Here is a 23305-nt window from a genome sequence, read left to right as displayed (position 1 = left end):
GTCCCTCATCCACCGAAGACTCCGCCTTCCTTTGTCTCCGCCGCGTAATGCCGCTCCGTAGGGTTCGTATCGAGCGCCACTCGGCAGGCGGATATGCCTCCGATTTCCGGCGTGGCGCCGACCGGCGGATCCCCGGGAGCGGTGACCGGGCCGACCGACCCGAAGTCGGCGGATCGAAGCGCTCTAGAATCGCGGGGTGACCAGCGCAGCCCCTGACAACACGCGTAATCGTGCCGATGCCCTCCCCAAGAGCTGGACTCCCAGCGAGGTGGAGGCCGAGATGTACGAGCGCTGGGTAGACGCGGGCTATTTCACCGCCGACCCGGGCAGCGGCAAGCCGGCCTATTCGATCGTGCTGCCGCCGCCGAACGTCACCGGCACCCTGCACATGGGCCACGCGCTCGACCACACCCTGATGGACACGCTGTCGCGCCGCAAGCGCATGCAGGGCTACGAGGTGCTCTGGCTGCCCGGGATGGACCACGCGGGCATCGCCACCCAGACGGTGGTGGAGAAGCAGCTCGCGGTGGACGGCAAGACCAAGGAAGACTTCGGCCGCGAACTGTTCGTGCAGAAGGTCTGGGACTGGAAGCGGGAGTCCGGCGGCGCCATCCAGTGGCAGATGCGCGCGCTCGGCGACGGCGTGGACTGGAGCCGGGACCGCTTCACCATGGACGAGGGCCTCTCGCGCGCCGTGCAGACCATGTTCAAGCGGCTCTACGACGCGGGCCTGATCTACCGCGCGGAGCGGCTGGTGAACTGGTCGCCGGAGCTGCGCACCGCGATCTCCGACATCGAGGTCAAGTACGAGGACGTGGAAGGCGAGCTGGTCTCGCTGCGCTACGGGTCGCTGGACGACGACCAGCCGCACGTCGTCGTGGCCACCACCCGGGTGGAGACCATGCTCGGCGACACGGCGGTGGCCGTGCATCCGGAAGACCCGCGGTACCGGGCCCTGATCGGCACCACTCTGGAACATCCGATCACCGGGCGGCAGATCCCGATCATCGCCGACGACTACGTCGATCCCGAATTCGGCTCGGGCGCGGTGAAGATCACACCGGCGCACGACCCCAACGACTTCGAGATGGGTCTGCGGCACGGCCTGCCGATGCCGACGATCATGGACGAGCGTGGCCGGATCACCGGCACCGGAACCGAATTCGACGGCATGGACCGGTTCGAGGCGCGCGTCGAGGTGCGTAAGCGGCTCGCGCGGGAGGGCCGGGTGGTCGCCGAGAAGCGGCCGTACCTGCACAGCGTCGGGCACTCCGAGCGCACCGGCGAGCCGATCGAGCCGCGCCTGTCCATGCAGTGGTGGGTCAAGGTCGAGTCGCTGGCCAAGGCGGCCGGTGACGCCGTGCGCAGCGGCGACACCGTGATCCACCCCAAGAGCCAGGAGCCGCGCTGGTTCGGCTGGGTCGACGACATGCACGACTGGTGCATCTCGCGTCAGCTGTGGTGGGGCCACCGCATCCCGATCTGGTACGGGCCCGAGGGCGAAGTGGCCTGCGTGGGGCCCGACGAGCAGGCGCCGGAGGGCTGGGTGCAGGACCCGGACGTGCTCGACACCTGGTTCTCCTCCGGCCTGTGGCCGTTCTCCACGATGGGCTGGCCGCACGCCACCGCCGAGCTGGAGAAGTTCTATCCCACCAGTGTGCTCGTCACCGGCTACGACATCCTGTTCTTCTGGGTGGCGCGGATGATGATGTTCGGCACCTACGTCGCCGAAGACGCCGCGCTGACCGCGGGCAAGAGCGGCGAGCGGCAGGTGCCGTTCAAGGACGTGTTCCTGCACGGCCTGATCCGCGACCAGTTCGGTAAGAAGATGTCCAAATCGCGCGGCAACGGCATCGACCCGCTGGACTGGATCAACACCTTCGGCGCCGACGCCACCCGGTTCACCCTCGCTCGCGGCGCGCAGCCCGGCGGTGACCTGTCGGTCGGCGAGCCGCACGTGCTCGCCTCGCGCAGCTTCGTGACGAAGCTGTTCAACGCGACCAAGTTCGCGCTGATGAACGGCGCGCGGGTGGGCGATCTGCCCGATCGGGCGCAGCTCACCGACGCCGACCGCTGGATCCTGGACCGGCTGGACGCGGTGCGCGCCGAAGCCGACTCCGCGTTCGACGCCTACGAGTTCGGCAAGGCGTGCGAGGCGCTCTACCACTTCGCCTGGGACGAGCTGTGCGACTGGTACCTGGAGCTGGCCAAGGTGCAGTTCGCCGCCGAGGGCGCCCGTGCCGAGGCCACCCAGCTGGTGCTCGGCTCGGTGCTCGACGCGGTGCTGCGCCTGTTGCACCCGGTCATCCCGTTCGTCACCGAGTCGTTGTGGCAGGCGCTGACCGGCGGTGCGTCGGTGGTGATCGCGCCGTGGCCGCAGGCCTCCGGGGTGCCGGCGGATCAGGAAGCGGCGCAACGCGTCTCGGACACCCAGCGGTTGATCACGGAGATCCGGCGGTTCCGCAGCGATCAGGGCCTGGCCGACAAGCAGAAGGTCGCGGCCAAGCTGATCGGCGTCGACGAGGCGGGGCTCGGCGAGCAGGCGGCGTCGGTGGCGAACCTGGCGCGGCTGACCGAGCCCGGCGCCGACTTCGCCGCGACCGCGTCGGTGGAGGTCCGCCTGAGCGCGGGGACGGTCACCGTGGAGCTGGACACCTCGGGCGCGGTCGATCTGGACGCCGAACGCCGCAGGCTGGAGAAGGATCTGGCCGCCGCGCAGAAGGAATTGCAGGGCACCGCGGCCAAGCTCGGCAACGAGGCGTTCCTGGCCAAGGCGCCCGAGCACGTGGTCGACAAGATCCGTGGCAGGCAGCAGGTCGCCTCCGACGAGGTGGCGCGCATCGGGGCGCGACTGGCGGAGTTGAGCGGCAAGTGAACCACGAGCCGGAACCGCAATACGGCGACGACGAGCGCCGTGGCGGCGGAGCGCGACTGGGCTCCGGCCCGTCGCCGGTGGAACTGGCCGAGATGGCGCTGGTCGAGGCGGAACTCGACCGGCGCTGGCCGGAGACCAAGATCGAGCCGTCGCTCACCAGGATCGCCACGCTGATGGACCTGCTCGGTTCGCCGCAGCAGAACTACCCGGCGATCCACATCGCGGGCACCAACGGCAAGACCTCGGTGACCAGGATGATCGACGCGCTGCTCACCGCGCTGCATCGGCGCACCGGCCGGATCACCAGCCCGCATCTGCAGCTGGCCACCGAGCGGATCAGCATCGACAACGCGCCGATCACCCCGGCCCGGTACGTGGAGCTCTACCGCGAACTGCTGCCTTTCGCCGAGATGATCGACAAGCAGTCGGCGGCCGCGGACGGGCCTGCCATGAGCAAGTTCGAGGTGCTCACCGGCATGGCCTTCGCGGCCTTCGCCGAGGCGCCGGTCGACGTCGCGGTCGTCGAGACGGGGATGGGCGGCACCTGGGACGCCACGAACGTCGTCGACGGGCAGGTCGCGGTGATCACACCGATCGGCTTGGATCACACCGACTACCTCGGCCCGGATCTGACCTCTATCGCGGGGGAGAAGGCCGGGATCATCAAGCGGGCACCCGAGAGCCTGGTACCGCGCGACAACGTCGCGGTGATCGCGGAGCAGGACCCGGAGGCGATGGAGGTGCTGCTGCGCCGCGCCGTGGCGGTGGACGCCGCGGTCGCGCGCGAGGGCGCCGAGTTCCGCGTGCTCGCCCGGCAGATCGCGGTGGGCGGGCAGCAACTCGAATTGCAGGGCCTCGGCGGGGTGTACGACGAGATCTTCCTGCCGTTGCACGGCGAGCACCAAGCGCGCAACGCGGTGCTCGCGCTCGCGGCGGTGGAGGCGTTCTTCGGCGCGGGCGCGCAGCGCAAGCTGGACATCGACGCCGTGCGCGCCGGTTTCGCGAGTGTCACCAGCCCCGGGCGGCTGGAGCGGATGCGCAACGCGCCGACCATCTTCATCGACGCCGCGCACAATCCGGCGGGCGCGCGAGCGCTGGCCGCGACGCTGACCGAGGAGTTCGACTTCCGCAAGCTGGTCGGCGTGGTCGCGGTGCTCGGTGACAAGGACGCCGAGGGCATCCTCGCCGCCTTGGAGCCGGTGTTCGACGAGATCGTCGTCACCAGCAACGGTTCGCCTCGCGCGCTGGACGTGGAGACCCTCGCCGACCTCGCGGTGCAGCGGTTCGGCGACGAGCGCGTGGTCTCCGCCGCCACCCTGCCCGACGCGCTGGAGACCGCCATCGCGATCGCCGAAGAGGTGGGCGAGGCGGGCGAGATGGTCTCCGGCGCGGGAGTGGTGGTGACGGGGTCGGTGGTCACGGCCGGGGCGGCCCGCGCGCTGTTCGGGAAGGATCCGGCGTGAGCGCCGGGCTCACCGACGGCGGCCCAGGTGACCACGGCGGGTCCGCGCTCGTCGAGAACCGCCGCACGAACGCCGGACACCCCGAGAGCCCGGCGGATGCCGAGGAGGGCACAGCATGAGCGAACCGGCCGACCGAGGCGAGCAAGCGGTACCCGCGCCCGCGACCGACCCGTGGAAGGGTTTCCGCGGGGTGATGGCGGGAACGTTGGTGCTCGAGGCGATCGTGGTGCTGCTGGCGCTGCCGGTGGTCGCCGACGTCGGCGGCGGGGTGACCTGGCTGTCCGGCACCTACCTCGTGGTGCTCGCGGTGGTGATGTTCCTCGGGGCGGGGATGCAGCGGCGGTCCTGGGCGCTGCCGTTCAACCTCGGGCTCCAGGTGCTCGTCCTGCTCGGCGCGTTCATCCACGTGTCCATCGGCGTCATCGGCGTGGTGTTCGGCGTGGTATGGGGCTTCCTGCTGGTGCTGCGCGCCGACGTGCGCGGCCGGATGGAGAAGGGGCTGCTGCCCAGCCAGCGCATCCAGCGGTCGTAGCCACGGGTCACGCCGGCGCGGCGGCTGCGCCACCGGGACGCCGGTCGGTCCGACCGCTGGTGCGGCGCCCGGAAGTGTGCCGGATAGGCTGTGCGCCGTGACTGAGCAGACGTTGGTACTCATCAAGCCGGACGGTGTCGCCCGTGGCCTTGTCGGCGAGGTGCTGGCACGTATCGAGCGCAAGGGCCTGAAGATCGCCGCCCTCGAACTGAAGCACGTATCCGCGGAACTGGCCGAGGGCCACTACGCCGAGCACGCCGAGAAGCCGTTCTTCGGGTCCCTGATCGAGTTCATCACCTCGGGACCGGTCGTCGCGGCCATCCTGGAAGGCCCCCGCGCCATCGCCGCCTTCCGTCAGATCGCCGGCGGCACCGACCCGGTGGAGAAGGCCGTGCCCGGCAGCATTCGCGGAGACTTCGCTCTTGAGACCCAGGAGAACCTGGTCCACGGCTCGGATTCACCCGAATCGGCCAAGCGCGAGATCGCGCTCTGGTTCCCCGATCGGCCCGCCTGACCGGGTCCCGAGCGCCGTGCCCGCGCCGCCGCGACCGGCGTGTTCGCGCCGCGGGCCGGACTGGTTCGAGCGCCGATGGCGAACGCCCGGCGCGCGGTGTGGGATACTGGCATCGGCTGCTTTCGATGCCGACTGTTCGTGCAGGTGCGCGAACGAGACGTGACGAGCGCAGCCGGATGACACCACGGTTCGATGCCGATCATCGCTGCCATGGACAAAAGGCCTGGTTACAGGGTCGGCTGTCCGCGCAGGCACGCTGGATGAGCGCTCGTACCGCGGAGTTCAGCCATACAGCCAGGCGCCGCGTGACCAGTTAGCCCGAACGACGAAAAACCGAGAGACAACCGGGCACGCGGGGCGAGACCACTTGAACTCGCGCCCACCGGGTGCGGGTCGGACGGACAGCGCCCCCGCGTCGGCCGCGTCACTCCCGCCGGGAGGGACGCGCCCGGGGGCCCGAGGAGACTTCGTGGCCGATCAAGAGCCGCTGGAAACAACATCACAGGATGCCGAACAATTGCCGGAGCGAATCCGAGTTCATGCACTGGCCAAGCTGCTGGGGGTAACGAGCAAGCGCATCCTGGCCAAGCTGACCGAGATGGGGGCGGACGCGCGCAGCGCCCAGTCGAACGTCGACCGGGCCGTCGCGGAGTCGGTGCGCGACGCCTTGGTGACGGTCGAGGCGGACGCCGCGGCCGCGCAGCCCGCCGCGGGCCAGGTAGACACCTCTGCACCGGCGCAGACCGCCGAGCCTCCCGAAGACGCGGCAGCGGATGCGGCGAACGCCCCGGTCGCGGGCGGACAGCCGGCTGGGGCCGGGCGGGAAGCGCCCGCCGAGACGCCCTTCACCGGGGCCGGGGTCCTCTTCTCCGCGCCGGAGGTGCCGGGCGCCACGCCCGTGTCGACCGGCACTTCGGCTACCCAGCACACGCAACTGTTCACGCACTCGGAGCGACCGGAGCCCGAGCCGGTGGCCCCGGCGGTGTTCGAGGCCGCCGCAGTACAGGCGCCGCTGTTCCTGTCGCCGGACGCCGCGGCGGCCGAGCAGGCGCGTAAGCAGCGTCGCGCCGAGCGCGATACTCGGCGTACCGAGGAGCGGGCGCCCGAGCCCGCCGAGGACGAGGCCGAGCCCGCCGAGGAGGACGAGCGCGAGTCGGCCGACCAGCAGGACGACGAAGGACAGCCCCGCCGCAGGCGCCGTGGTCGCCGCGGACGCGGACGCGGCCGTGGTGAGCAGCAGTCCGACGGCGATGGCGATGGCGACGAGAACGAGTCCGAGAACGAGGACGAATCGGCTTCCGAGACCACCGAGGCCGCCGAGGCGGCGGAGTCCGCGGAGACCGCCGAGGGCGAGGGGGAGGACGAGGACGGTGCGCCGGAAGGCTCCACCCGTCGTCGCCGTCGCCGCCGTCGCCGCAAGGTAGCCGGTGAGTCGGGCGATAGCGAATCGGCCGACGACGATCCGCCGAACACGGTCGTGCACGAGCGCGAACCGCGCAACAAGACCCGCAGCCGCGCCGCCGCGGCCGACGAGGTCCAGGGCATCACCGGCTCCACCCGGCTGGAGGCCAAGCGGCAGCGCCGTCGCGACGGACGCGAGGCGGGCCGCCGCCGTCCGCCGATCCTGACCGAGTCCGAGTTCCTGGCCCGGCGCGAAGCCGTCGATCGCGTGATGGTCGTGCGCGAGAAGTCCTTCCCCGACCACCCCACCGCGACGCAGGTGGCCGTGCTCGAGGACAACGTCCTGGTCGAGCACTTCGTGACGAGCACCGGTTCGGCGTCCATGGTCGGCAACGTCTACCTCGGCAGGGTGCAGAACGTCCTGCCCAGCATGGAGGCCGCGTTCGTCGACATCGGCCGCGGCCGCAACGGCGTGCTCTACGCCGGTGAGGTCAACTGGGAGGCCGCCGGGCTCGGCGGCAAGGAGCGCAAGATCGAGCAGGCGCTCAAGCCGGGCGATCAGGTGCTGGTCCAGGTGAGCAAGGACCCGGTCGGCCACAAGGGCGCTCGTCTGACGACGCAGATCAGCCTGGCCGGGCGCTTCCTGGTGTACGTGCCCGGGGGCACCTCCACCGGGATCAGCCGCAAGCTGCCCGACACCGAGCGCAAGCGCCTGAAGGAGATCCTGCGCGACATCGTGCCCTCGGACGCCGGTGTGATCATCCGCACCGCCTCCGAAGGCGTCAGCGAGACCGAGTTGGCCCGCGACGTGGAGCGGCTGCAGGCCACCTGGCGCACGATCCAGCAGCAGACCGGCAAGGACAACAACGCGCCCAAGACGCTCTACGAAGAGCCGGACCTGCTGGTCAAGGTCATCCGCGACCTGTTCAACGAGGATTTCTCCAAGCTGGTCATCGAGGGTGACCGGGCCTGGAGCACGGTGGAGAAGTACATCGGCACCGTCGCGCCGGACCTGCTCGCCCGGGTCAACCGGCACGAGAACAACGGCGTCGACGTGTTCGAGACCTATCGGATCGACGAACAGCTGGCCAAGGCGCTGGATCGCAAGGTGTGGCTGCCCTCGGGCGGCACCCTGGTGATCGACCGCACCGAGGCCATGACGGTGATCGACGTGAACACCGGCAAGTTCACCGGTTCCGGCGGCAGCAACCTGGAGGAGACCGTCACCAGGAACAACCTGGAGGCGGCCGAGGAGATCGTGCGCCAGATGCGGCTGCGCGACATCGGCGGCATGATCGTCGTCGACTTCATCGACATGGTGCTCGAGTCCAACCGCGACCTGGTGCTGCGCCGCCTCACCGAGGCGCTGGGCCGGGACCGCACCCGCCACCAGGTCTCCGAGGTCACCTCGCTCGGCCTGGTGCAGATGACCCGCAAGAAGCTGGGCACCGGCCTGGTCGAGGCGTTCTCCACCACCTGCGAGCACTGCCACGGACGCGGCATCCTCGTGCACGCCTACCCGGTGGAGCCCGGTTCCGGCGAAGAGGCCGCCGGGCGCACCAAGGAGAGCGGTTCGCGCAGGCGTCGTGGCCGGGACAAGAGCGCGCAGGCACCGGCGCAGCCCGCCAATGGATCCGGACCCGTGGTCGAGCCCGAGGAAGATGCGGCCGTGAAACGGGCGCATCCGGTCGCGCTCGCGATGGCCGCGCACCACTCGGAGGAGGACGACGAGGAGCCGGAGGCGGCCGAGGAGACCGCCGCCGAGCCGCGGGCCGCGAGCGGCGAGCAGCCCGCCGACGAGCGAGCGGTCGCCGAGACCGTCGAGGCCGCCGTGGCGGTGCCCGCCGAGGAGCCGGAGACCGAGCCCGCCGAAGTGGTCGAGGTCATCGAGGAAGTCGAGCGGGTCGAGCCGGTACCGGCGCAGGAGCCCGCCGCCGTCGAGCAGCCGGTTCCGGCTCCCGAGGCCGAGCCCGTCGCCGAGCCGGTCCCGGCTGCCGAGTCCGTGCCGGCATCGGAGAACGGTGCCGCCGCCAACGGTGTCGCCGAACCGGGAGCGGGCCGTCCGTCTCGTCGCCGGAGGGTTGCCCGTTCGGCCGCGGCGCCCGCCGCGGACAGTTCGGGAGCGGTCTTCGTGCTGCCCACCGGGGAGCAGGCACCCGCGCCCGCGATCGACTACTCCCAGCCGGAACCGGTCGAATTGCCGCAGCGCGGACGGCCGCGTAGGCGGGCGGTCGGCCGCCCGGCGGGCGCGCCGGACGCGTCGCACTGAGTCGTCGCACCGTTCCGTGGCCCCCGCCGGCATCTCCGGCGGGGGCCACGTACGTCTCGGCAGCGAACCGGTGGCATCGCCCGGCAGCGGGGGCGGGCGCCGGTTTGGTCGTGGCGGTGGCCGTCCTGTAATCTTGGACAGTCGCTGCCCGGTGACAACATGTTTTGTCTCCGTGGCCCGGTTCTCGACAGTTCAGTACCGAGAGCCACCAGATGCCGAGGCGGTGGCGATTACCAGACCAGTCGTGTGGCGGTTTCCGGTGGCATCAAACCGGAGGTGTCGCCGCGTGAACGAGTGCCGAGCACTACAGGAAGAAGGGCAGCCGACCGATGGCAACGTACGCGATCGTCAAGACCGGCGGAAAGCAGTACAAGGTCGCGGTCGGTGACCTGGTGAAGGTCGAGAAGATCGAGGGCGCGCCGGGCACCGCCGTGGCGCTGAATCCGGTCCTCGTCGTCGACGGCGCCGAGCTGACCACCGACGCCGCGAAGCTGGCCGACATCTCCGTGGCCGCGGAGGTGGTCGAGCAGACCAAGGGCCCGAAGATCCGCATCCACAAGTTCAAGAACAAGACCGGCTACCACAAGCGCCAGGGTCACCGTCAGCCGCTGACGGTCCTCAAGGTCACCGGCATCAAGTAAGACATCCCGAGGAGAACCAGCTATGGCACACAAGAAGGGTGCGTCCAGCTCCCGCAACGGGCGTGATTCCAACGCCCAGCGACTCGGCGTCAAGCGCTTCGGCGGCCAGACCGTCAAGGCGGGCGAGATCCTCGTGCGTCAGCGCGGCACCCACTTCCACCCCGGCGTGAACGTCGGTCGTGGCGGTGACGACACCCTGTTCGCCCTGTCGGCGGGCGCGGTCGAGTTCGGCACCAAGCGTGGACGCAAGACCGTCAACATCGTGGCCCCGGAGCCGGTTCAGGCCTGACCGCCGAACCACTTCCGGATACACAGCGAGCGGGTCAGGGTCTCGAAACCCTGGCCCGTTTTTCGTGTTCTCGAACGAGCAGTCCCAGTACGACCCGTCCCGAAGGAGGATGATTCGGCGTATGTCCAAGTTCATCGACCGTGTCGTACTGCACGTGCGTGCGGGTAAAGGCGGCCACGGTTGCGCCTCGGTGCACCGTGAGAAGTTCAAGCCGCTCGGCGGGCCGGACGGCGGCAACGGCGGCAACGGCGGAGACGTCATCCTCGAGGTCGACGCCAACGTGCACACCCTGCTGGACTTCCATTTCCACCCGCACGCGAAGGCGGGCAACGGCAAGCCGGGTGAGGGCGGCAACCGCGACGGCAAGCAGGGCGCCGATCTGGTGCTCAAGGTGCCCGACGGCACCGTCGTACTCGACGACGACGGCAAGGTGCTCGTGGACCTGGTCGGTTCGGGCAACCGCTTCATCGTCGCGCGCGGCGGTCGCGGTGGGCTCGGCAATGCCGCGCTGGCTTCGAAAGCCCGCAAGGCGCCGGGTTTCGCGCTGCTCGGCGAGGACGGCGAAGAACTCGACCTGGTTCTGGAGCTGAAGTCGGTCGCCGACGTCGGGCTCGTGGGGTTCCCTTCGGCAGGCAAGTCCTCCCTGGTCTCGGTGCTGTCGGCGGCCAAGCCGAAGATCGCCGACTACCCGTTCACCACACTGGTGCCCAATCTCGGCGTGGTCGCCAGCGGTGACACCACCTTCACCGTCGCCGATGTGCCCGGATTGATCCCTGGGGCCAGCGAGGGGCGCGGTCTGGGCCTGGACTTCCTGCGGCACCTCGAGCGCTGCGCGGTGCTCGCCCACGTGGTGGACTGCGCCACGCTGGAGCCGGGCCGCGACCCGGTGTCCGACGTCGACGCGCTCGAGGCCGAACTCGCCGCTTACAAGCCCGCGCTGAGCGCGGACGCCGAACTCGGCGACCTGGCGGGCCGGCCGCGTGTGGTGATCTTGAACAAGATCGATGTGCCCGACGCGGCCGAACTGGCCGAGATGGTGACCGCGGAGTTCACCGAGCGCGGCTGGCCGGTGTTCGAGATCTCCGCGGTGAGCCGGGCGGGCCTGCGCCCCCTGACCTTCGCCCTCGCCGACCTGGTGCGCCGGTACCGCGAGGAGCATCCGCAGGCCGCGCCAAAGCGCCCGGTCATCCGCCCGATCGCGGTCGACGACACCGGGTTCAGCGTGCTCGCCGACCCGGAGGAGCCGGGTGGCTTCATCGTGCGCGGCACCCGGCCGGAGCGCTGGGTGCGGCAGACCCAGTTCGACAACGACGAGGCCGTCGGCTACCTGGCCGACCGTTTGGCCCGCCTCGGCGTGGAAGACGAGCTGGTGCGGCTGGGCGCGGAGCCGGGAGCGCCGGTGACCATCGGCGACGTGACATTCGAGTGGGAACCTCAGATCTCGGCGGGCATCGACATGGTGCCCACCGGGCGCGGCACCGATATCCGGCTGGAGCAGACCGACCGGGTCAGCGCGGCCGAGCGCAAGCACGCGTCCCGGGTGCGCCGCGGTTTGGTGCGGGAAGACGAGGAGTAGACGTGGACGACGGTCGAGTCGTGCGCTCGCGGCGGTTGCCGCGTTCGGCGGGCTCGATCGCGGGCGGTCCGGGTATGGTCGGGGCAACGGTCCCGGCTGACGTGGATTCGATTGTGGCGCAGGGAGTTCGGTGGCGATGCAGATGAAATCCATGACTGCCGAGGCGGATTCGTCGGGCCTGAGCGAGGCGCGGCGGGCGATCGCGGCGGCGCGCCGGGTCGTGGTGAAGATCGGTTCGTCGGCGCTGACCAGTCTGAAAGGCGGCTTGGACACCGCGCGGCTGGATCTGCTCGCCGACGCGGTGGAGGCGCGGATGCGCGCCGGATCCGATGTGGTGGTGGTGTCCTCGGGTGCGATCGGCGCGGGCATCGCGCCACTCGGCTTGACCAGCCGTCCGCGTGATCTGGCGACCAAGCAGGCCGCGGCGAGCGTCGGGCAGCTGGCCCTCGCGCACGCCTGGGGCACCTCGTTCGCCCGGTACCACCGCACGGTCGGGCAGGTGCTCCTGAGCGCCGACGACTTCGCCCGCCGCGAGCATCACCGCAACGCCCAGCGCACCCTCGACCGCCTGCGCTCGCTCGGCGCGGTGGCCGTGGTGAACGAGAACGACACCGTGGCAACGGAAGAGATCCGCTTCGGCGACAACGACCGGCTCGCCGCGCTGGTCGCCCACCTGATCGGCGCCGACGCGCTGGTACTGCTGTCGGACGTGGCGGGCCTCTACGACGGCGACCCGCGCAAGGGCGCGGCCACGCTGATTCCCGAGGTGCGCAGCAGTGCCGACCTGGACGGCGTCATCGCGGGCAGCGGCGGCGCGCTCGGCACCGGCGGCATGGCGTCGAAGTTGTCGGCGGCGCGCCTGGCCGCGGACGCGGGCGTGCCGGTGCTGCTGGCCGCCGCCTCGTCCGCCGCCACCGCCCTGACCACCGGCACCGTCGGCACCGCGTTCGCCGCCCGCCCGGTGCGCCTGTCGGCCCGCAAGTTCTGGGTCCGGCACGCCGCCGACAGCCGCGGCGCCCTGCTCATCGACGACGGCGCCGTCCAAGCGGTGGCACACCGGCGCCGATCGCTGCTCGCGGCCGGAATCGTCGGCGTGCGGGGCCGCTTCTACGGCGGTGACGTGGTGGACCTGGTGGCCCCCGACAGCCGCGTCGTCGCCCGTGGCGTCGTCGAATACGACAGCACCGAACTGGCGGGCATGCTCGGCCGCTCGACCGCGGAACTTCCCGACACGATGCAACGCCCCGTGATTCACGCCGACGACCTGGTCAAGGTCTGATTTCGCACTGGCTGCGGGCAGGTCGGGCACAGCCATGCGCTCTTTCGTCCACGACCTGACGCCCCGGGGCCCATCCTGAGAGACTCATCTGCTCGTGCACCCCAGGTGAGTAGTTCGCGAGCACGGGTGGGTCGATCGCGGCTCGGCCGAACTCTGTTCGTGACCCGTCGCGGCGACACGAAGCGGTTCTGGGCTCGCAACAGGTCGACATCAGGATGTGCGGTGACGGACGGGAGCTGGACGGTCGGCGTGGTGACACCATCCGTATCCGCGATGCGCTGAGCGCCCGGCGCGATGCTACCGGGAACTCCCCGCCGCCACGGTGTGGTGACCGAGGCGGCGGACCGGCCTCAGGACGGGACGACGCCAGGTTGGTTGGTCGTCGGTATCTGCTGCTGGTTGCCTTCCACCGGGCCGGTGACGCCGGGTTGGCCACCCGGATCGGGCAGTGGAACCCCGGGGCCCGGAGCTGGGGATTGCGGGGGCGGTGGTGGGCTCGGTGCGGGCGGAGGCGGCGGAGGAGCCGATGAACTCGGTGGTTGCATGGGTTCCGGGGTTTGCGGTGCGGGCGGTGGCGGTGCCGACGAGCTCGGTGGGTGCGCCGGTTCCGGCGTTTGCGGTGCGGGCGGAGGCGGTGGAGGTGCTGACGAACTCGGCGGTTGTGCCGGTTCGGGAACCTGTGCGGGTGGTTCGGTAGGCGGTGGCGGCGCCGACGAACTCGGCGGTTGCACGGGCTCCGGCGTTTGCGGTGCGGGCGGTGGCGGTGGCGAGGAGCTGGGCGGTTGCGCGGGCTCCGAAGTGTCCGGTGCGGGAGAAGGACTCGGCGGCGGAGGTGTGGTCGAGGGCGCCTGCTGTGTCTGCGGTGCAGGCTCGGGGGACGGCGTCGGCGTGGGTTGTGGCGTCGGTGTCTGGGTGGACGGAGCTTGCTGTGGCGCCGGGGTCTCGGTGGAGGGGGACTGCTGCGGTGGTGGCGTCTGCTGAGTGGGTGGCGCCGAGGGAGTCTGCTGTGCGTCCGGCGCCGGTTGTGTCGGCGATGACGGCGGGTGGGACGGCGCGGACGATTCCGGAGCGTCGGGTGTGGGTTGCGTGGTATCAGGTGCGGGTTGCGTTGTGCGCGGCGATGATTCGTCGTCCGGCAGCACCGGCTCGGGTGTCGAGTACCTCGGCGTGCCGGGGGAGAGCGCCTGTGGTGCGGCCGGCGCCGTGACAGCGGGTGGTTCGGGCAGCGCGGGCACGGCGGTTCCCGCGGTGGAGTAGGCGGGCTTGTAGACCATGTTCATCGCGAGCACGGCTTCCTGGCGCAGCGCCTCCTGCGCCATCTGCGCGTTGATCACGTGCGCCGCTTCCAGCAGTCGCGCGATCGCGCCGACCGGCCCGGAAGCGCCCGGCGGCACCACCGCGAGTTTCACCGCCTCGGCGGCCGCGGCGACCCCGCCGAGCCGGGCGCCCACTTGACCGAGCACCGCGGCCAGTTCGTCGGCCGACGCCGCGAAACTGCGCGCGCATGCCTGCGCGGCGTCGGCGGCGGCGCCTTTCCATCCGGCCGTGTCCACCACGCGGTCCACACTGCCGCGAGTGAGTGGGAACGACGTGCTGAGCGCCCCTGCCGCCTCGAGCCAGATCGCCGAGGCGCGCAGTACCTGCGCGGCGTCGATCTGCTGCGCCTTCGCGTAGATCTCCTCGTGCCGCAGGGACTCGAAATGCTCCATCGAGCTGATGTAGGTGGGATCGGAACCGCTCATCGGGGCAACCTCGTCTGGACCGCGCGCAGGGCGGCGGCGCTCGCGGCGTCGGCCTCTTCGAACAGTCCTCCGCTGATCAAGAACGCTTCCTTCATGCGGTAGGCCGCTTCGATGTAGTGGTCGAGCAGTGCGGCCGCGTCCCGCGCCTTGTGGCTGAAACCGGCCTGCAGTTGCTGTGCGGAGACGAATCCACCGAAACCGCCTAGATCCGCGGCGGATTGGAGGCGCTGCTGTAGGTGGAGCAGCCGATCGGCCTGCCGCTCGTACATTTCAGCGCACTGCCGAGCCGCCGCCGGATCGAACTGGACGGTCCCGCTCCGCGCGGCCTCCTTGAATCGGGCGATATCGGCTCGGCTGGTCTCGATCGTCATCGCTCACCCCTGAGATCGGTCGGTCCGCCTCAGACTAACCGGAAGCTCGGTGCCTGGTCAGCATTAGTCGGCGGCCACGGCCGCGAAAACGAGCTATGTCGGTATGCGCTTTTGCAATTGGAGGGCGATCTGCTCGGCGGAAGCGGGGGCTATCCGCACTTCGTCGCCCGCTTTGATCAGGTATCTTCCGTCGTCGCGTACATCGATCCAGGTGTAGTGGATCGGTGGGGGCGGGGTAGGACGATCCAATCGCGGTTCGATTCTGATGTGGCCCTCGGCGGTATGCGGTTCGAGCAGCAGCTTGCGGATTCGGGGCGCCGCCTGTTGCCGCGCGCGCACGGTCTCCTGGTCGCGTACCGCGTCACCTGACGCGACCCGAGCGGGTTCGCGGCCCGCGGGCGTCCTCGGCAGCAGGGCCGCGATCCGCCGGCCCAGTTTGGTGCTGTGTCCGATCGAAATGCGCACGCGGCCACCGAAATCCGGGCCTGCGCCGGGTTCCTGCACCGCGAGCACGGCGCGATCGTAGATGGCGGCGGCGAGCAACCGTAGTTCACTGCCCGGTTGATGCGCGCCGCCGATCGCCACGATCCTGGTGTGCGGTTCGGCCAGAATGCGCAGGCAGGCCGATAGGTCGGGGTCGGAGCGCAGCGGCAGCCGCTCGGCGAGGGCGATGCGCAACTTCTCGGCCTCGTCCTCGGTGCGGGGCGTCTCCAGGATGCGCAGCGGGTAGGGGTGGCGATCCAGGTCGGTCTCGCGCCAGATATAGGCGAACTCGTCCGGAGTGAAGGTCCATTCCACGGCCGAATCACATCCTCACCGAACCCGCCAATGCTGCTCGTAGCCTAGCGGTCCCGACGCCGGGACAAGAGATGTACCGCACGGGGACGCCACGGCCTTCCGGCATCCGTCCTGAAAAACCGCGATTTCGAGGCGGTGTCGTGCTCGACCGTCTGCTCCGGTTCTGCTGGAATATCAGAAAGGGTTCGCGACGCGTGGCCGAAGCGACTACCCCGCACGGCAACAACCGGGTATGGCTGAGATCTGCCGAGGAGGGATTGCGGTGCACACCACGAGACGGCGAGTGGGCGCGGGAACCGTTCTGCTGTTCCTCGCGGGCGGCCTCGTCTGGGCCGGAGCCGGGCCCGCGGGAGCGGATCCGGCCGGTTGCTATGTCGACCGAGGCGTCACCGACGCGGCCGCGCTGTGCCACAGCGGTGAGGGAGCCTCGGTGCTGGAGGCCGAATGTCTCGGCTTCTTCCAGCCGTCGGGGCGGTCCGGGCCGGTGTTCGGCTACTACAGCGGATTCGAATCGCAACAGACGCCGGTCGGCAAGCCGATGCGCGTCACCTGCGTGGCCGACGGCGCCGTGGGAATCGCCACCCTCGCGTTCCTCGTCCCCGCCACGACGCCGTAGCCGACGATCAGCGAAGACGTTTCGGCTGTGGGCGTTTCCGGGTCGCGGCGGTCAGCTCGGCCGCGCCTCCAGCACGTTGTCCGGTGAGGCCGTCGGCACGCGCCTGGTCAGCGTGAATCCGTGCCGCGCGAGGAACTCGCGGTACTCGGCCTCGGTGCGTTCGCGGCCGCCCGCGTTGACCAGCATCTCCAGGTCGATGTACTTGCTCGGATGCGGGGCGGTGTGTTCGGGGACGACCAGTTCGACGATCAGCAACCGGGCGTCGGGGTCCATGGCCGCACGCAGCGTGCGCAGAATGCGCCCGGCGTCCGCGTCGGCCCAGTCGTGCAGAATGTGCTTGAGGAGGTAGGCATCGCCCCCCTCGGGGACGCTGTCGAAGAACGATCCGCTCTGCACCGCGCAGCGATCGGCGAGACCGAGTTCGGCGAGCCGGGCGGGCGCGTCGGCCACCACCTCCGGCAGGTCGAACAGGATGCCGCGCGATCGGGGGGCGCGGCGCAGGATTTCGGTGAGCAGCGTCCCTTCACCCCCGCCTACGTCGACCAGGGTCTCGAAGCGGCCGAAATCGTAGGCCGCGAACAGCGGTTCCATCGCCAAGCTGCCGATGCTGGTCATCGCGCGGTCGAACAATTCACCGAGTTCGCGGTCGTGCTGGACGTAGTCGAAGAACGGCATTCCGTCGAGTTTCTCGCCGACCGGCTCCCCGGTGCGCACCGCGTCGACCAGATGCGACCAGTGATTGCGGTGCCCGGGCGAACCGAAGAACAGCACCGCGTCGCGCAACGACACGTCGGCATCGCGGCGCAGGGCTCGTGCCATCGGCGTCAGCGCGTAGCGCCCGTCGCGCCGCTGGGTGAAGATGCCGTGACTGATCAGCAGTCGCAGCAGTCGGCGCAGGGCGCCCTCGTCGGCGCCGACCGCCGCCGCGAGCTCCGCACCCGAGCGCGGTCCCGCCGCGAGTTCGTCGGCCACGCCGAGCACCGCGGCGGCGTGGATGGCCTGCGTGATCCACCCGGCGGCGATCATCTCCATCAGTGCGACGTGTCCGGGCACCAGCTTGCGAAACGCCAGAGCCAAGGCGCCGCGCACCGACTCGACGGCCCGTACCAGCGGCAGCGGAGGGATTCTCGGTCGGTCGGACGCCACTGCGACTCCATCCGTCGAAGGTCGGCACTCTGCGCTTGTCTAGGAGGGTACGTCGCGGCCGGATTCGCTGCGCTGTTTCTCTCGCTCGGCCGCCGTGGCGAGATAATCGCCCAGTTCGCGCCGCAGCGTGACGTCCAGTGAGCGGGCGAGCGTGGCGTGCACCGAGGCCACCGCCAGTTCGCGCATCTTGTTGAGCATCGTTGTGGTCTCGGCGATTTCGCCGCTGGTGTCGGGCATCCAGCCGGGCCCGTGCTCATCGATGATGTGCTGCTTGGCCGCGGTGATCATGATGTGCGTGATGTCATCGATGCGGTCGGCCACCTTGGCGTAGATCTCGATGAGCGTGCGCAGTTCCAGGCCGTACTCGTGCAACTCGGCGAACGAGGTGAGCAGCTGGGTCTCGGTGAACACCACCGTGTCGCCCTCCAGCCGGACCAGCTTCATCTCGCGCAGCCGGTCGACCAGTTCGTCGGCGTCGGCGCCGAGGATGGTGCCGATCAACTCGCGGGGCACCTCGAAGGTCTCGTCCTTGGCCCAGGACGCCGTCACGGCGTGCTGCAGGCCGAGCACTTCGGTGAGGTCCTTGCCGGTCTCCCAGCTGGTGATGAAGTCGGCGATGTGCGCGGTGGTGAAGCCGCGCTGCAGCAGCGCGTCGATCAGGCGCAGCCGCTCGAGGTGCGCGTCGTCGTAGATGCTGGCCCTGCCGTCCTTGCCGACCGGCGGCGGCAGCAGTCCGCGTTCCTGGTAAGCGCGCACGTTGCGGGTGGTGGTGCCCGCGGCGCGCGCGAGGTCATCGATCCGGTACTCCGGCGTCGACCTCACCTCCCTCGCTGACCAGGCGCCGATGGACCGGCGGCGCGCCGCTGAACTCCCTGCGGACCGAGTCTATCGTCCGCGCCGCCGGTCTCCCGGCACCTACGAAACCGGTGCCACTCGTTGTCGCCGCTGGTCGGCGGTCTGCTCGACCACGAGGTAGTCGTCGAGATCGACCGCGCGCAGCTGATGGACGTACTGCGTGGCGAAGCCCGGATACATCGTCGCGTTGAAGCCGTCCTCGGTCAGATACCAGCTGCGGCATCCCGAGTTCCAGGTGGTGGCGGAGAGCTTGCGCTGGATGGCGGCGTTGTAGCGGTCCTGCCGATCCTGCCGCACGTCGAGCATGCGCAGGTCCCGGTCCAGGATGACGCCGATCGCGCCGACGAGGTAGTCGATCTGGGCTTCCATGTACACCAGCGCCGAGTTGTGCCCCGGGCCGGAATTGGGACCGAAGGTGAAATACAGGTTGGGATACCCGGAGACGGCGACGCTCTTGAAGGCGTAGGCGCCACGCGCCCATTCGTCGGCGAGAATCCGGCCGTCGCGCCCGGCCACCGGAATGGGCGTCCCGGTCTTGGAGACGTCGAACCCCGTCGCGAAGACGATGCAATCCGCCTGGTGCTCGATGCCTTCGGCGGTGCGGATGCCGTGCTCGGAGATCCGGGCGATCGGCCAGGTGATCAGCTTGCAGTTGTCCCGCTGGAGGGCGGGGTAGTAGTCGTCGGTCATCAGCAGGCGTTTGCAACCGGCCCGGAAGTCCGGGGTGAGCTGACGGCGTAGCCAGGGGTCCTTGACCTGCCTGCGCAGCTGTGCCTTGCCGACCAGCTCGACCACCCTGGTCAGCGGCGTATTCCACACCACGCCCAGCGCCACCGACTCGTGTCCGTAGAACCAGGCGCGCCGGGCCAGCTGTTCGGCGGCGGGCACGCGGCGGTAGAGCTCCTTGGTCAGGCCGTTGGTCTGCCGGTTGACCCGCGGCAGCACCCAGCCGGGCGTGCGCTGGAACACCTTCACCGAGGCGGCCTTGTCGACCAGCTCCGGGATGATCTGGACCGCGCTGGCCCCGGTGCCGACGACCGCGACTCGCTTGCCGGTGAAGTCGTAGTCGTGATCCCATCGGGCGCTGTGGATCTTGTGTCCCTGATACGTCTCGATGCCGCGGATATCCGGGAGACTCGCGTTGGCCAGCGGCCCGGACGCCAGCACCACGGTGCGGGCGAGGATCGGCTCGGGGCGGCCCTCGATCGTGATGTGCCAGACTCCGGCCTGTTCGTCGAACACGATGCCGGTGACGTTGTGCCCGAAGCGGAGGTGTGGACCGAGCCGGAATTCCGTGGCCATCGCCTCGATGTAGCCGAGGATCTCGTTGCTCCCGGAGTAGGTGCGCGACCAATCCGGGTTCGGCGCGAAACTGTAGGAGTACAACCGCGACGGAATGTCGCACGCCGCACCGGGATAGGTGTTGTCGCGCCACGTGCCGCCGATCGCGGCGCCGCGCTCGAAGATCGCGAAATCGTGGATGCCGCTTTGCTTCAGCCGGATGGCCGTGCCGATTCCGGCGAACCCGCCGCCGATCACGGCGACGTCGAGGGTGTGCGTGCTCATCGGGTTCCCTGTCATGCCGCGGGCTCGTAGGTCAGTTCCTTCGACCAGGTCGGGTTGTTGCGCAGCAGTGCCCTCGGCAGCAACCCGGTGATCTTCACCAGCGCGTCGGCCACCAGGTGGTAGGGGTGACCGCGGTCGATCACCCAGCCGCCGTGCGTCTTCACGATCTGGTACATCGGCAGCCTGCGCGCGAATTCGCTGCGCTCGCCGACGTTCGCGTACCGCTTGAGCGCGCCGTAGAGCTTCTCCTCGTCGACGCCCATCGCGACGATGTTGTCGCGCATCTTGTTCAGCAGCGGCACATAGCTCAGCACGCCGATGATCAGCGAGGGCTTGGCCCAGCCGCCGACCAGATCGATGAACAGCTTGCGCATCTCCGCGTGCCCGAGCAGATCCATCACGGCGAAATCGACGGCCAGGTGCCGGGATTCGTCGGAGTTGATCTTCTTGAACGCCTCCTGGCAGACCGGGTCCTCGATCTCGTCCATGATGAACTTGATCAGCGCGCCGTCCAGCGCGACCTCCAGCATCGGGATCACGGTGCCGAGGAACGACAGCGACATGTCGTCGGAGTACTTGTCCAGGAAGTCGATCACCAGCTTGACGTTCACGTTCGGCTGCGGGATCTCGTCGCCGTCGAGCATGCCCCACCGGCGCATCAGCGCGAGCTCGGCGTTGGCGTGCTTCTGCTCCTCGGCGTGGAAGTAGCGGTAGATCTCGCGCAACGTCTCGGTGGGCGCCTTCTTGGCCATCGCCGCGAAGCCGCGCGCGCCGACGTTCTCGATCCACATCAGATCGGCCATGAACGGCTTGAGCTTGGCGTGCAGTTCGGGCGTGATGGTCTCGCGGCCCGGCGCGTCCCAATCGATGTCGGCCAGCGCCCACTGGCGGTCCTTGATCTTGCGGAGCATGTCGTCGAAGTCCATCGCGATGGCAGCCATGTCAGACTCCTGTCTTGTCGGTGACCGGCGTGCGGTCGGTGGTGGTCGAGTTGTCCTGGGGCAGCAGCCGCTCCAGGAGCCCGAGGACGTAGGTGTACTGCGCGGGGAAGCACCGCTTGAGCAGCCATACGGCGTGCGCGTCCAGTTGGGGGAGCACATAGAGCCGGCCGCGGTCGTGCGCGTCCAAAGCGGTGCGCGCGACGCGCTCGGGGGAGAAGCCGGTCCAGCGCATGAGGAAGTCGGCCAGTTGTGCCGATTCCTTGGTGATCCGGCCGTCACGCGCGACGTTCGTGCGGACGAACGTCGGGCACAGCACCGTCACCGCGACACCGGTGCCGCTCAATTCGGCGGCCATGGTCTCCGACAGCGACAGCACACCGGCCTTGGACACGTTGTAGGCGGCCATGGAGGGCGCGGCGGCGAATCCGGCGGCCGAGGCGACGTTGATGATGCCGCCGCGTCCGGCGGCCCGCAGGCGCGGGGCGAAGACCTCGCAGCCGTGCACGACTCCCCACAGGTTGATGCCCAGTGCCCACTGCCAGTCGTCGAAGCCGATGTGCCCCACGGGTTTTCCGCCGATCCCGACGCCCGCGTTGTTGATCACCAGGTCGACCGGGCGCTCGAACAGCGTTTCGGCGAAGCGGGCGAGCAACTCCACGTCCTCGCGTTGCGCCACGTCGCAGCGGAAGGCGTGCGCGGCGCCCGGGTGGGCGCGTTCGATCAGGGCGACCGTTTCGTCGGCGCGCGCCTCATCGATGTCGGCGCAGATCACCCGGCCGCCGCGGGCGGCGATCTCCAGCGCGAACGCGCGGCCGATGCCGCTGCCCGCGCCGGTGACCACGGCTCGCGCGCCGTGCGTGCGCCGGGCCCGGCCCAGGGCCACCAGCTTGTCCAATCCGAACATCTCAGCTCACCTTTTCCGTACCGGAGGTAGCGACCAGCGCCGCGCGCAGGAAGTCGGCGGCGCGTGCGAGGGCTTGGTCGGCCTCGGGCACCACCAGGGGAAGGGCCTGGAAGACGTGTAGTTGCCCAGGCCAGATCTCGAGTTCGCAGCTGCCGCCCGCGCGCCGGACCATCTCGCACAGCGCCCGTGCGTCGGCGGCGAGCATCTCCGTGCCGCCGACCTGCACCAGGATCGGCGGCAGCGCGAGACCCTGCGGGATGGTCAGCCGCAGGCGCGCGGCGTCGGCCGGGTGACCGTTGGTGTAGGCCGCGGGCAGCCTGCTCGCGGCGGCGGCCGAGATCAGCGGGTCGGGCCGGACGCGTTCCCGCTCGGCCGCCAAGCCGAGGGTCAGATCCAGCAGCGGGGAGAACATCGCGACGGCCGCGGGCTGCGGGCGGCGGTGTCGTCCGTTCTCGACGAGCAGGTCCAACGCGAGATGCCCGCCCGCGGAGTCGCAGGCGATCACCAGGTCTTCCGCGGCGATGCCCCGGCCGAGCAGCCAGCGGTAGCCCGCCTCCACGTCGTCGGCGGCGGCTGGGAACCGGTGTTCGGGCGCGAGGCGATAGTCGGTGAGGAAGACCGGAAGCCCGGTCTTCGTCGACAGCCGAGCCGCGAGAGCGCGATGCGTGCGCGCCGAGCAGATCACATACCCGCTGCCGTGGATGTAGTAGACGGCTCGCGTCCCGAACGGCACGCCCGCCGCCCGCACCCATTCGCCGTGCACCGCGCCCGACCGGACCTCGGTGACGGACGTACCGGACGGCACGGGACCGCCGACGGCCATCAGCGTGGCGATGAGCTTGCGTGCGAACCAGACGCCCGGCGCGTTCATCGGCACCGCGCAGTTCACCGGCCGAAGCGTCAGCCTGGTGGCCGCCGCGGCCACGGTGGCGCGGGTCGAGGGCGTGGTGGGAACGCCGGGGACCGAGGTCCTCGTTGACCTTGTCATGCGCTAAGAATCAGCCATGAATGTGCCAGTTGTCAATGGCACATTTTTGGAAGGTAATCCCGACCGGCTACCGTGACGTGTGGCTACGTTGGACGACGACGAGATCGCGGCGGCGACAGTCGGCGAGGTGGAGCCCTATGCGGTCAAGGTGGTTCTGGAGGATTACAACCCCGCGTGGCCGGACTGGTATGCCGAGGAAGAAGCCGTGATACGTGCGGCACTCGGTGATGTGGCGCTGCGGATCGAGCACACGGGTTCTACGTCGGTCCCCGGTCTCGCGGCCAAGCCGCTGATCGACATCCTGCTGCTGGTTCCCGACGCCGACGACGAAGCCGCTTATCTACCGGCTCTCGAAGCTGCCGGGTACGCGCTGCGCGTCCGGCAACCGGACTGGTATCAGCATCGCTGTCTTGTCCGCCGGGTGCAGAGCGGTGCGCGACGAAGCGTGAATCTGCATGTGTTCGCGCCGGAGTCGGGCGCACCGGAGATCGAGCGGATCCTCGCCTTCCGCGACCGGCTGCGCACGCACGACGAAGACC

Annotated in this window: 21 protein-coding genes; 12 read left to right on the top strand and 9 right to left on the bottom strand. The window is 69.9% G+C overall.

The features are described 5' to 3' along the window. Window positions 1-196: 196 nt before the first annotated feature. The 10 genes from NG1_RS33010 to proB all read left to right on the top strand — a co-directional run bounded on the left by NG1_RS33010 (window position 197) and on the right by proB (window position 12839). A complete protein-coding gene (locus NG1_RS33010; RefSeq protein WP_062977510.1) occupies window positions 197-2875 on the top strand; it encodes a valine--tRNA ligase in 2679 nt (892 codons plus the stop codon). Window positions 2876-2931: 56 nt separating this feature from the next. Further along, window positions 2932-4338, top strand: a complete 1407-nt coding sequence (gene folC, locus NG1_RS33005; RefSeq protein ID WP_174315486.1) for a bifunctional tetrahydrofolate synthase/dihydrofolate synthase — start codon at window positions 2932-2934, stop codon at window positions 4336-4338. Next, window positions 4335-4457 carry a hypothetical protein gene (locus NG1_RS38915; RefSeq protein WP_281218390.1) on the top strand — a complete coding sequence of 41 codons (123 nt, stop codon included), beginning with the start codon at window positions 4335-4337 and terminating at the stop codon, window positions 4455-4457. Before folC ends, NG1_RS38915 begins: the two co-directional genes overlap by 4 nt. Next, window positions 4454-4870 (top strand): DUF4233 domain-containing protein, encoded by a 417-nt coding sequence (locus tag NG1_RS33000; RefSeq protein WP_062977508.1) that lies wholly within the window; start codon window positions 4454-4456, stop codon window positions 4868-4870. Before NG1_RS38915 ends, NG1_RS33000 begins: the two co-directional genes overlap by 4 nt. 97 nt (window positions 4871-4967) lie before the next feature. Continuing rightward, a complete protein-coding gene (gene ndk, locus NG1_RS32995; RefSeq protein ID WP_062977506.1) occupies window positions 4968-5384 on the top strand; it encodes a nucleoside-diphosphate kinase in 417 nt (138 codons plus the stop codon). A gap of 469 nt (window positions 5385-5853) precedes the next feature. Then, window positions 5854-9054, top strand: a complete 3201-nt coding sequence (locus tag NG1_RS32990; protein WP_062977504.1) for a translation initiation factor IF-2 N-terminal domain-containing protein — start codon at window positions 5854-5856, stop codon at window positions 9052-9054. A 329-nt stretch (window positions 9055-9383) separates the two neighbouring features. Then, on the top strand, window positions 9384-9695 hold the full coding sequence (gene rplU / locus NG1_RS32985) for a 50S ribosomal protein L21 (RefSeq protein ID WP_062977502.1): 312 nt from the start codon (window positions 9384-9386) through the stop codon (window positions 9693-9695). Between the two features lie 22 nt (window positions 9696-9717). Further along, complete coding sequence (gene rpmA, locus NG1_RS32980) at window positions 9718-9984, top strand: 50S ribosomal protein L27 (protein ID WP_043688634.1); 267 nt, start codon at window positions 9718-9720, stop codon at window positions 9982-9984. A gap of 121 nt (window positions 9985-10105) precedes the next feature. After that, entirely contained in the window at window positions 10106-11560 is a 1455-nt protein-coding gene (obgE, locus tag NG1_RS32975) for a GTPase ObgE (RefSeq protein WP_040865499.1), read from the top strand. Window positions 11561-11711: 151 nt separating this feature from the next. Beyond that, the gene (gene proB / locus NG1_RS32970) at window positions 11712-12839 is read left to right on the top strand and encodes a glutamate 5-kinase (protein WP_040865568.1); all 1128 of its coding nucleotides are present in this window, start codon (window positions 11712-11714) and stop codon (window positions 12837-12839) included. 350 nt (window positions 12840-13189) lie between these two features. On the opposite strand, the gene NG1_RS32965 is transcribed toward proB, so the two are convergent. From NG1_RS32965 to NG1_RS32955, 3 genes are all read right to left on the bottom strand, one after another. Further along, complete coding sequence (locus tag NG1_RS32965) at window positions 13190-14581, bottom strand: hypothetical protein (protein ID WP_062977499.1); 1392 nt, start codon at window positions 14579-14581, stop codon at window positions 13190-13192. Beyond that, window positions 14578-14952, bottom strand: coding sequence for a hypothetical protein (locus tag NG1_RS32960; RefSeq protein ID WP_062977496.1), 375 nt, complete (start codon window positions 14950-14952; stop codon window positions 14578-14580). The genes NG1_RS32965 and NG1_RS32960 overlap by 4 nt, the downstream gene beginning before the upstream one ends. 93 nt (window positions 14953-15045) lie before the next feature. Continuing rightward, the gene (locus NG1_RS32955) at window positions 15046-15750 is read right to left on the bottom strand and encodes an ESX secretion-associated protein EspG (protein WP_062977493.1); all 705 of its coding nucleotides are present in this window, start codon (window positions 15748-15750) and stop codon (window positions 15046-15048) included. Window positions 15751-16012: 262 nt separating this feature from the next. Here NG1_RS32955 and NG1_RS32950 point away from each other — a divergent pair, with 262 nt between their 5' ends. Continuing rightward, window positions 16013-16366 (top strand): hypothetical protein, encoded by a 354-nt coding sequence (locus NG1_RS32950; protein ID WP_157114382.1) that lies wholly within the window; start codon window positions 16013-16015, stop codon window positions 16364-16366. 51 nt (window positions 16367-16417) lie between these two features. Here NG1_RS32950 and NG1_RS32945 read toward each other — a convergent pair whose 3' ends face one another. From NG1_RS32945 to NG1_RS32920, 6 genes are all read right to left on the bottom strand, one after another. After that, a complete protein-coding gene (locus NG1_RS32945) occupies window positions 16418-17512 on the bottom strand; it encodes a methyltransferase (protein WP_062977489.1) in 1095 nt (364 codons plus the stop codon). Between the two features lie 39 nt (window positions 17513-17551). Then, entirely contained in the window at window positions 17552-18334 is a 783-nt protein-coding gene (locus NG1_RS32940) for a MerR family transcriptional regulator (RefSeq protein WP_062977487.1), read from the bottom strand. Window positions 18335-18427: 93 nt separating this feature from the next. Further along, window positions 18428-19933: a flavin-containing monooxygenase gene (locus NG1_RS32935; RefSeq protein WP_062977522.1), complete on the bottom strand. Its 1506-nt coding sequence runs from the start codon at window positions 19931-19933 to the stop codon at window positions 18428-18430. 11 nt (window positions 19934-19944) lie between these two features. After that, entirely contained in the window at window positions 19945-20865 is a 921-nt protein-coding gene (locus NG1_RS32930) for a hypothetical protein (RefSeq protein WP_062977520.1), read from the bottom strand. A gap of 10 nt (window positions 20866-20875) precedes the next feature. Then, window positions 20876-21778, bottom strand: a complete 903-nt coding sequence (locus NG1_RS32925) for an SDR family NAD(P)-dependent oxidoreductase (protein WP_062977484.1) — start codon at window positions 21776-21778, stop codon at window positions 20876-20878. Between the two features lies 1 nt (window position 21779). Beyond that, window positions 21780-22766 carry an alpha/beta hydrolase gene (locus NG1_RS32920; protein ID WP_062977482.1) on the bottom strand — a complete coding sequence of 329 codons (987 nt, stop codon included), beginning with the start codon at window positions 22764-22766 and terminating at the stop codon, window positions 21780-21782. 79 nt (window positions 22767-22845) lie between these two features. Here NG1_RS32920 and NG1_RS32915 point away from each other — a divergent pair. Beyond that, the coding region (locus tag NG1_RS32915; RefSeq protein WP_157114381.1) for a GrpB family protein at window positions 22846-23305 on the top strand (460 nt) is incomplete at its 3' end.

Source organism: Nocardia gamkensis NBRC 108242 (genome assembly GCF_001612985.1).
GTDB classification, from domain to species: domain Bacteria; phylum Actinomycetota; class Actinomycetes; order Mycobacteriales; family Mycobacteriaceae; genus Nocardia; species Nocardia gamkensis.
The sequence above is the reverse complement of the archived record's forward strand: the minus strand, read 5'-3'. Positions and strand labels throughout refer to the sequence as shown.

Bases quoted from the DNA above. Each gene is read 5' to 3' on its own strand.
- NG1_RS33000 (WP_062977508.1), top strand. From the start codon at position 4,454: ATGAGCGAACCGGCCGACCGAGGCGAGCAAGCGGTACCCGCGCCCGCG.
- rplU (WP_062977502.1), top strand. From the start codon at position 9,384: ATGGCAACGTACGCGATCGTCAAGACCGGCGGAAAGCAGTACAAGGTC.
- rpmA (WP_043688634.1), top strand. From the start codon at position 9,718: ATGGCACACAAGAAGGGTGCGTCCAGCTCCCGCAACGGGCGTGATTCC.
- obgE (WP_040865499.1), top strand. From the start codon at position 10,106: ATGTCCAAGTTCATCGACCGTGTCGTACTGCACGTGCGTGCGGGTAAA.
- proB (WP_040865568.1), top strand. From the start codon at position 11,712: ATGACTGCCGAGGCGGATTCGTCGGGCCTGAGCGAGGCGCGGCGGGCG.
- NG1_RS32965 (WP_062977499.1), bottom strand. From the start codon at position 14,581: ATGAGCGGTTCCGATCCCACCTACATCAGCTCGATGGAGCATTTCGAG.
- NG1_RS32960 (WP_062977496.1), bottom strand. From the start codon at position 14,952: ATGACGATCGAGACCAGCCGAGCCGATATCGCCCGATTCAAGGAGGCC.
- NG1_RS32935 (WP_062977522.1), bottom strand. From the start codon at position 19,933: ATGAGCACGCACACCCTCGACGTCGCCGTGATCGGCGGCGGGTTCGCC.
- NG1_RS32925 (WP_062977484.1), bottom strand. From the start codon at position 21,778: ATGTTCGGATTGGACAAGCTGGTGGCCCTGGGCCGGGCCCGGCGCACG.
- NG1_RS32920 (WP_062977482.1), bottom strand. From the start codon at position 22,766: ATGACAAGGTCAACGAGGACCTCGGTCCCCGGCGTTCCCACCACGCCC.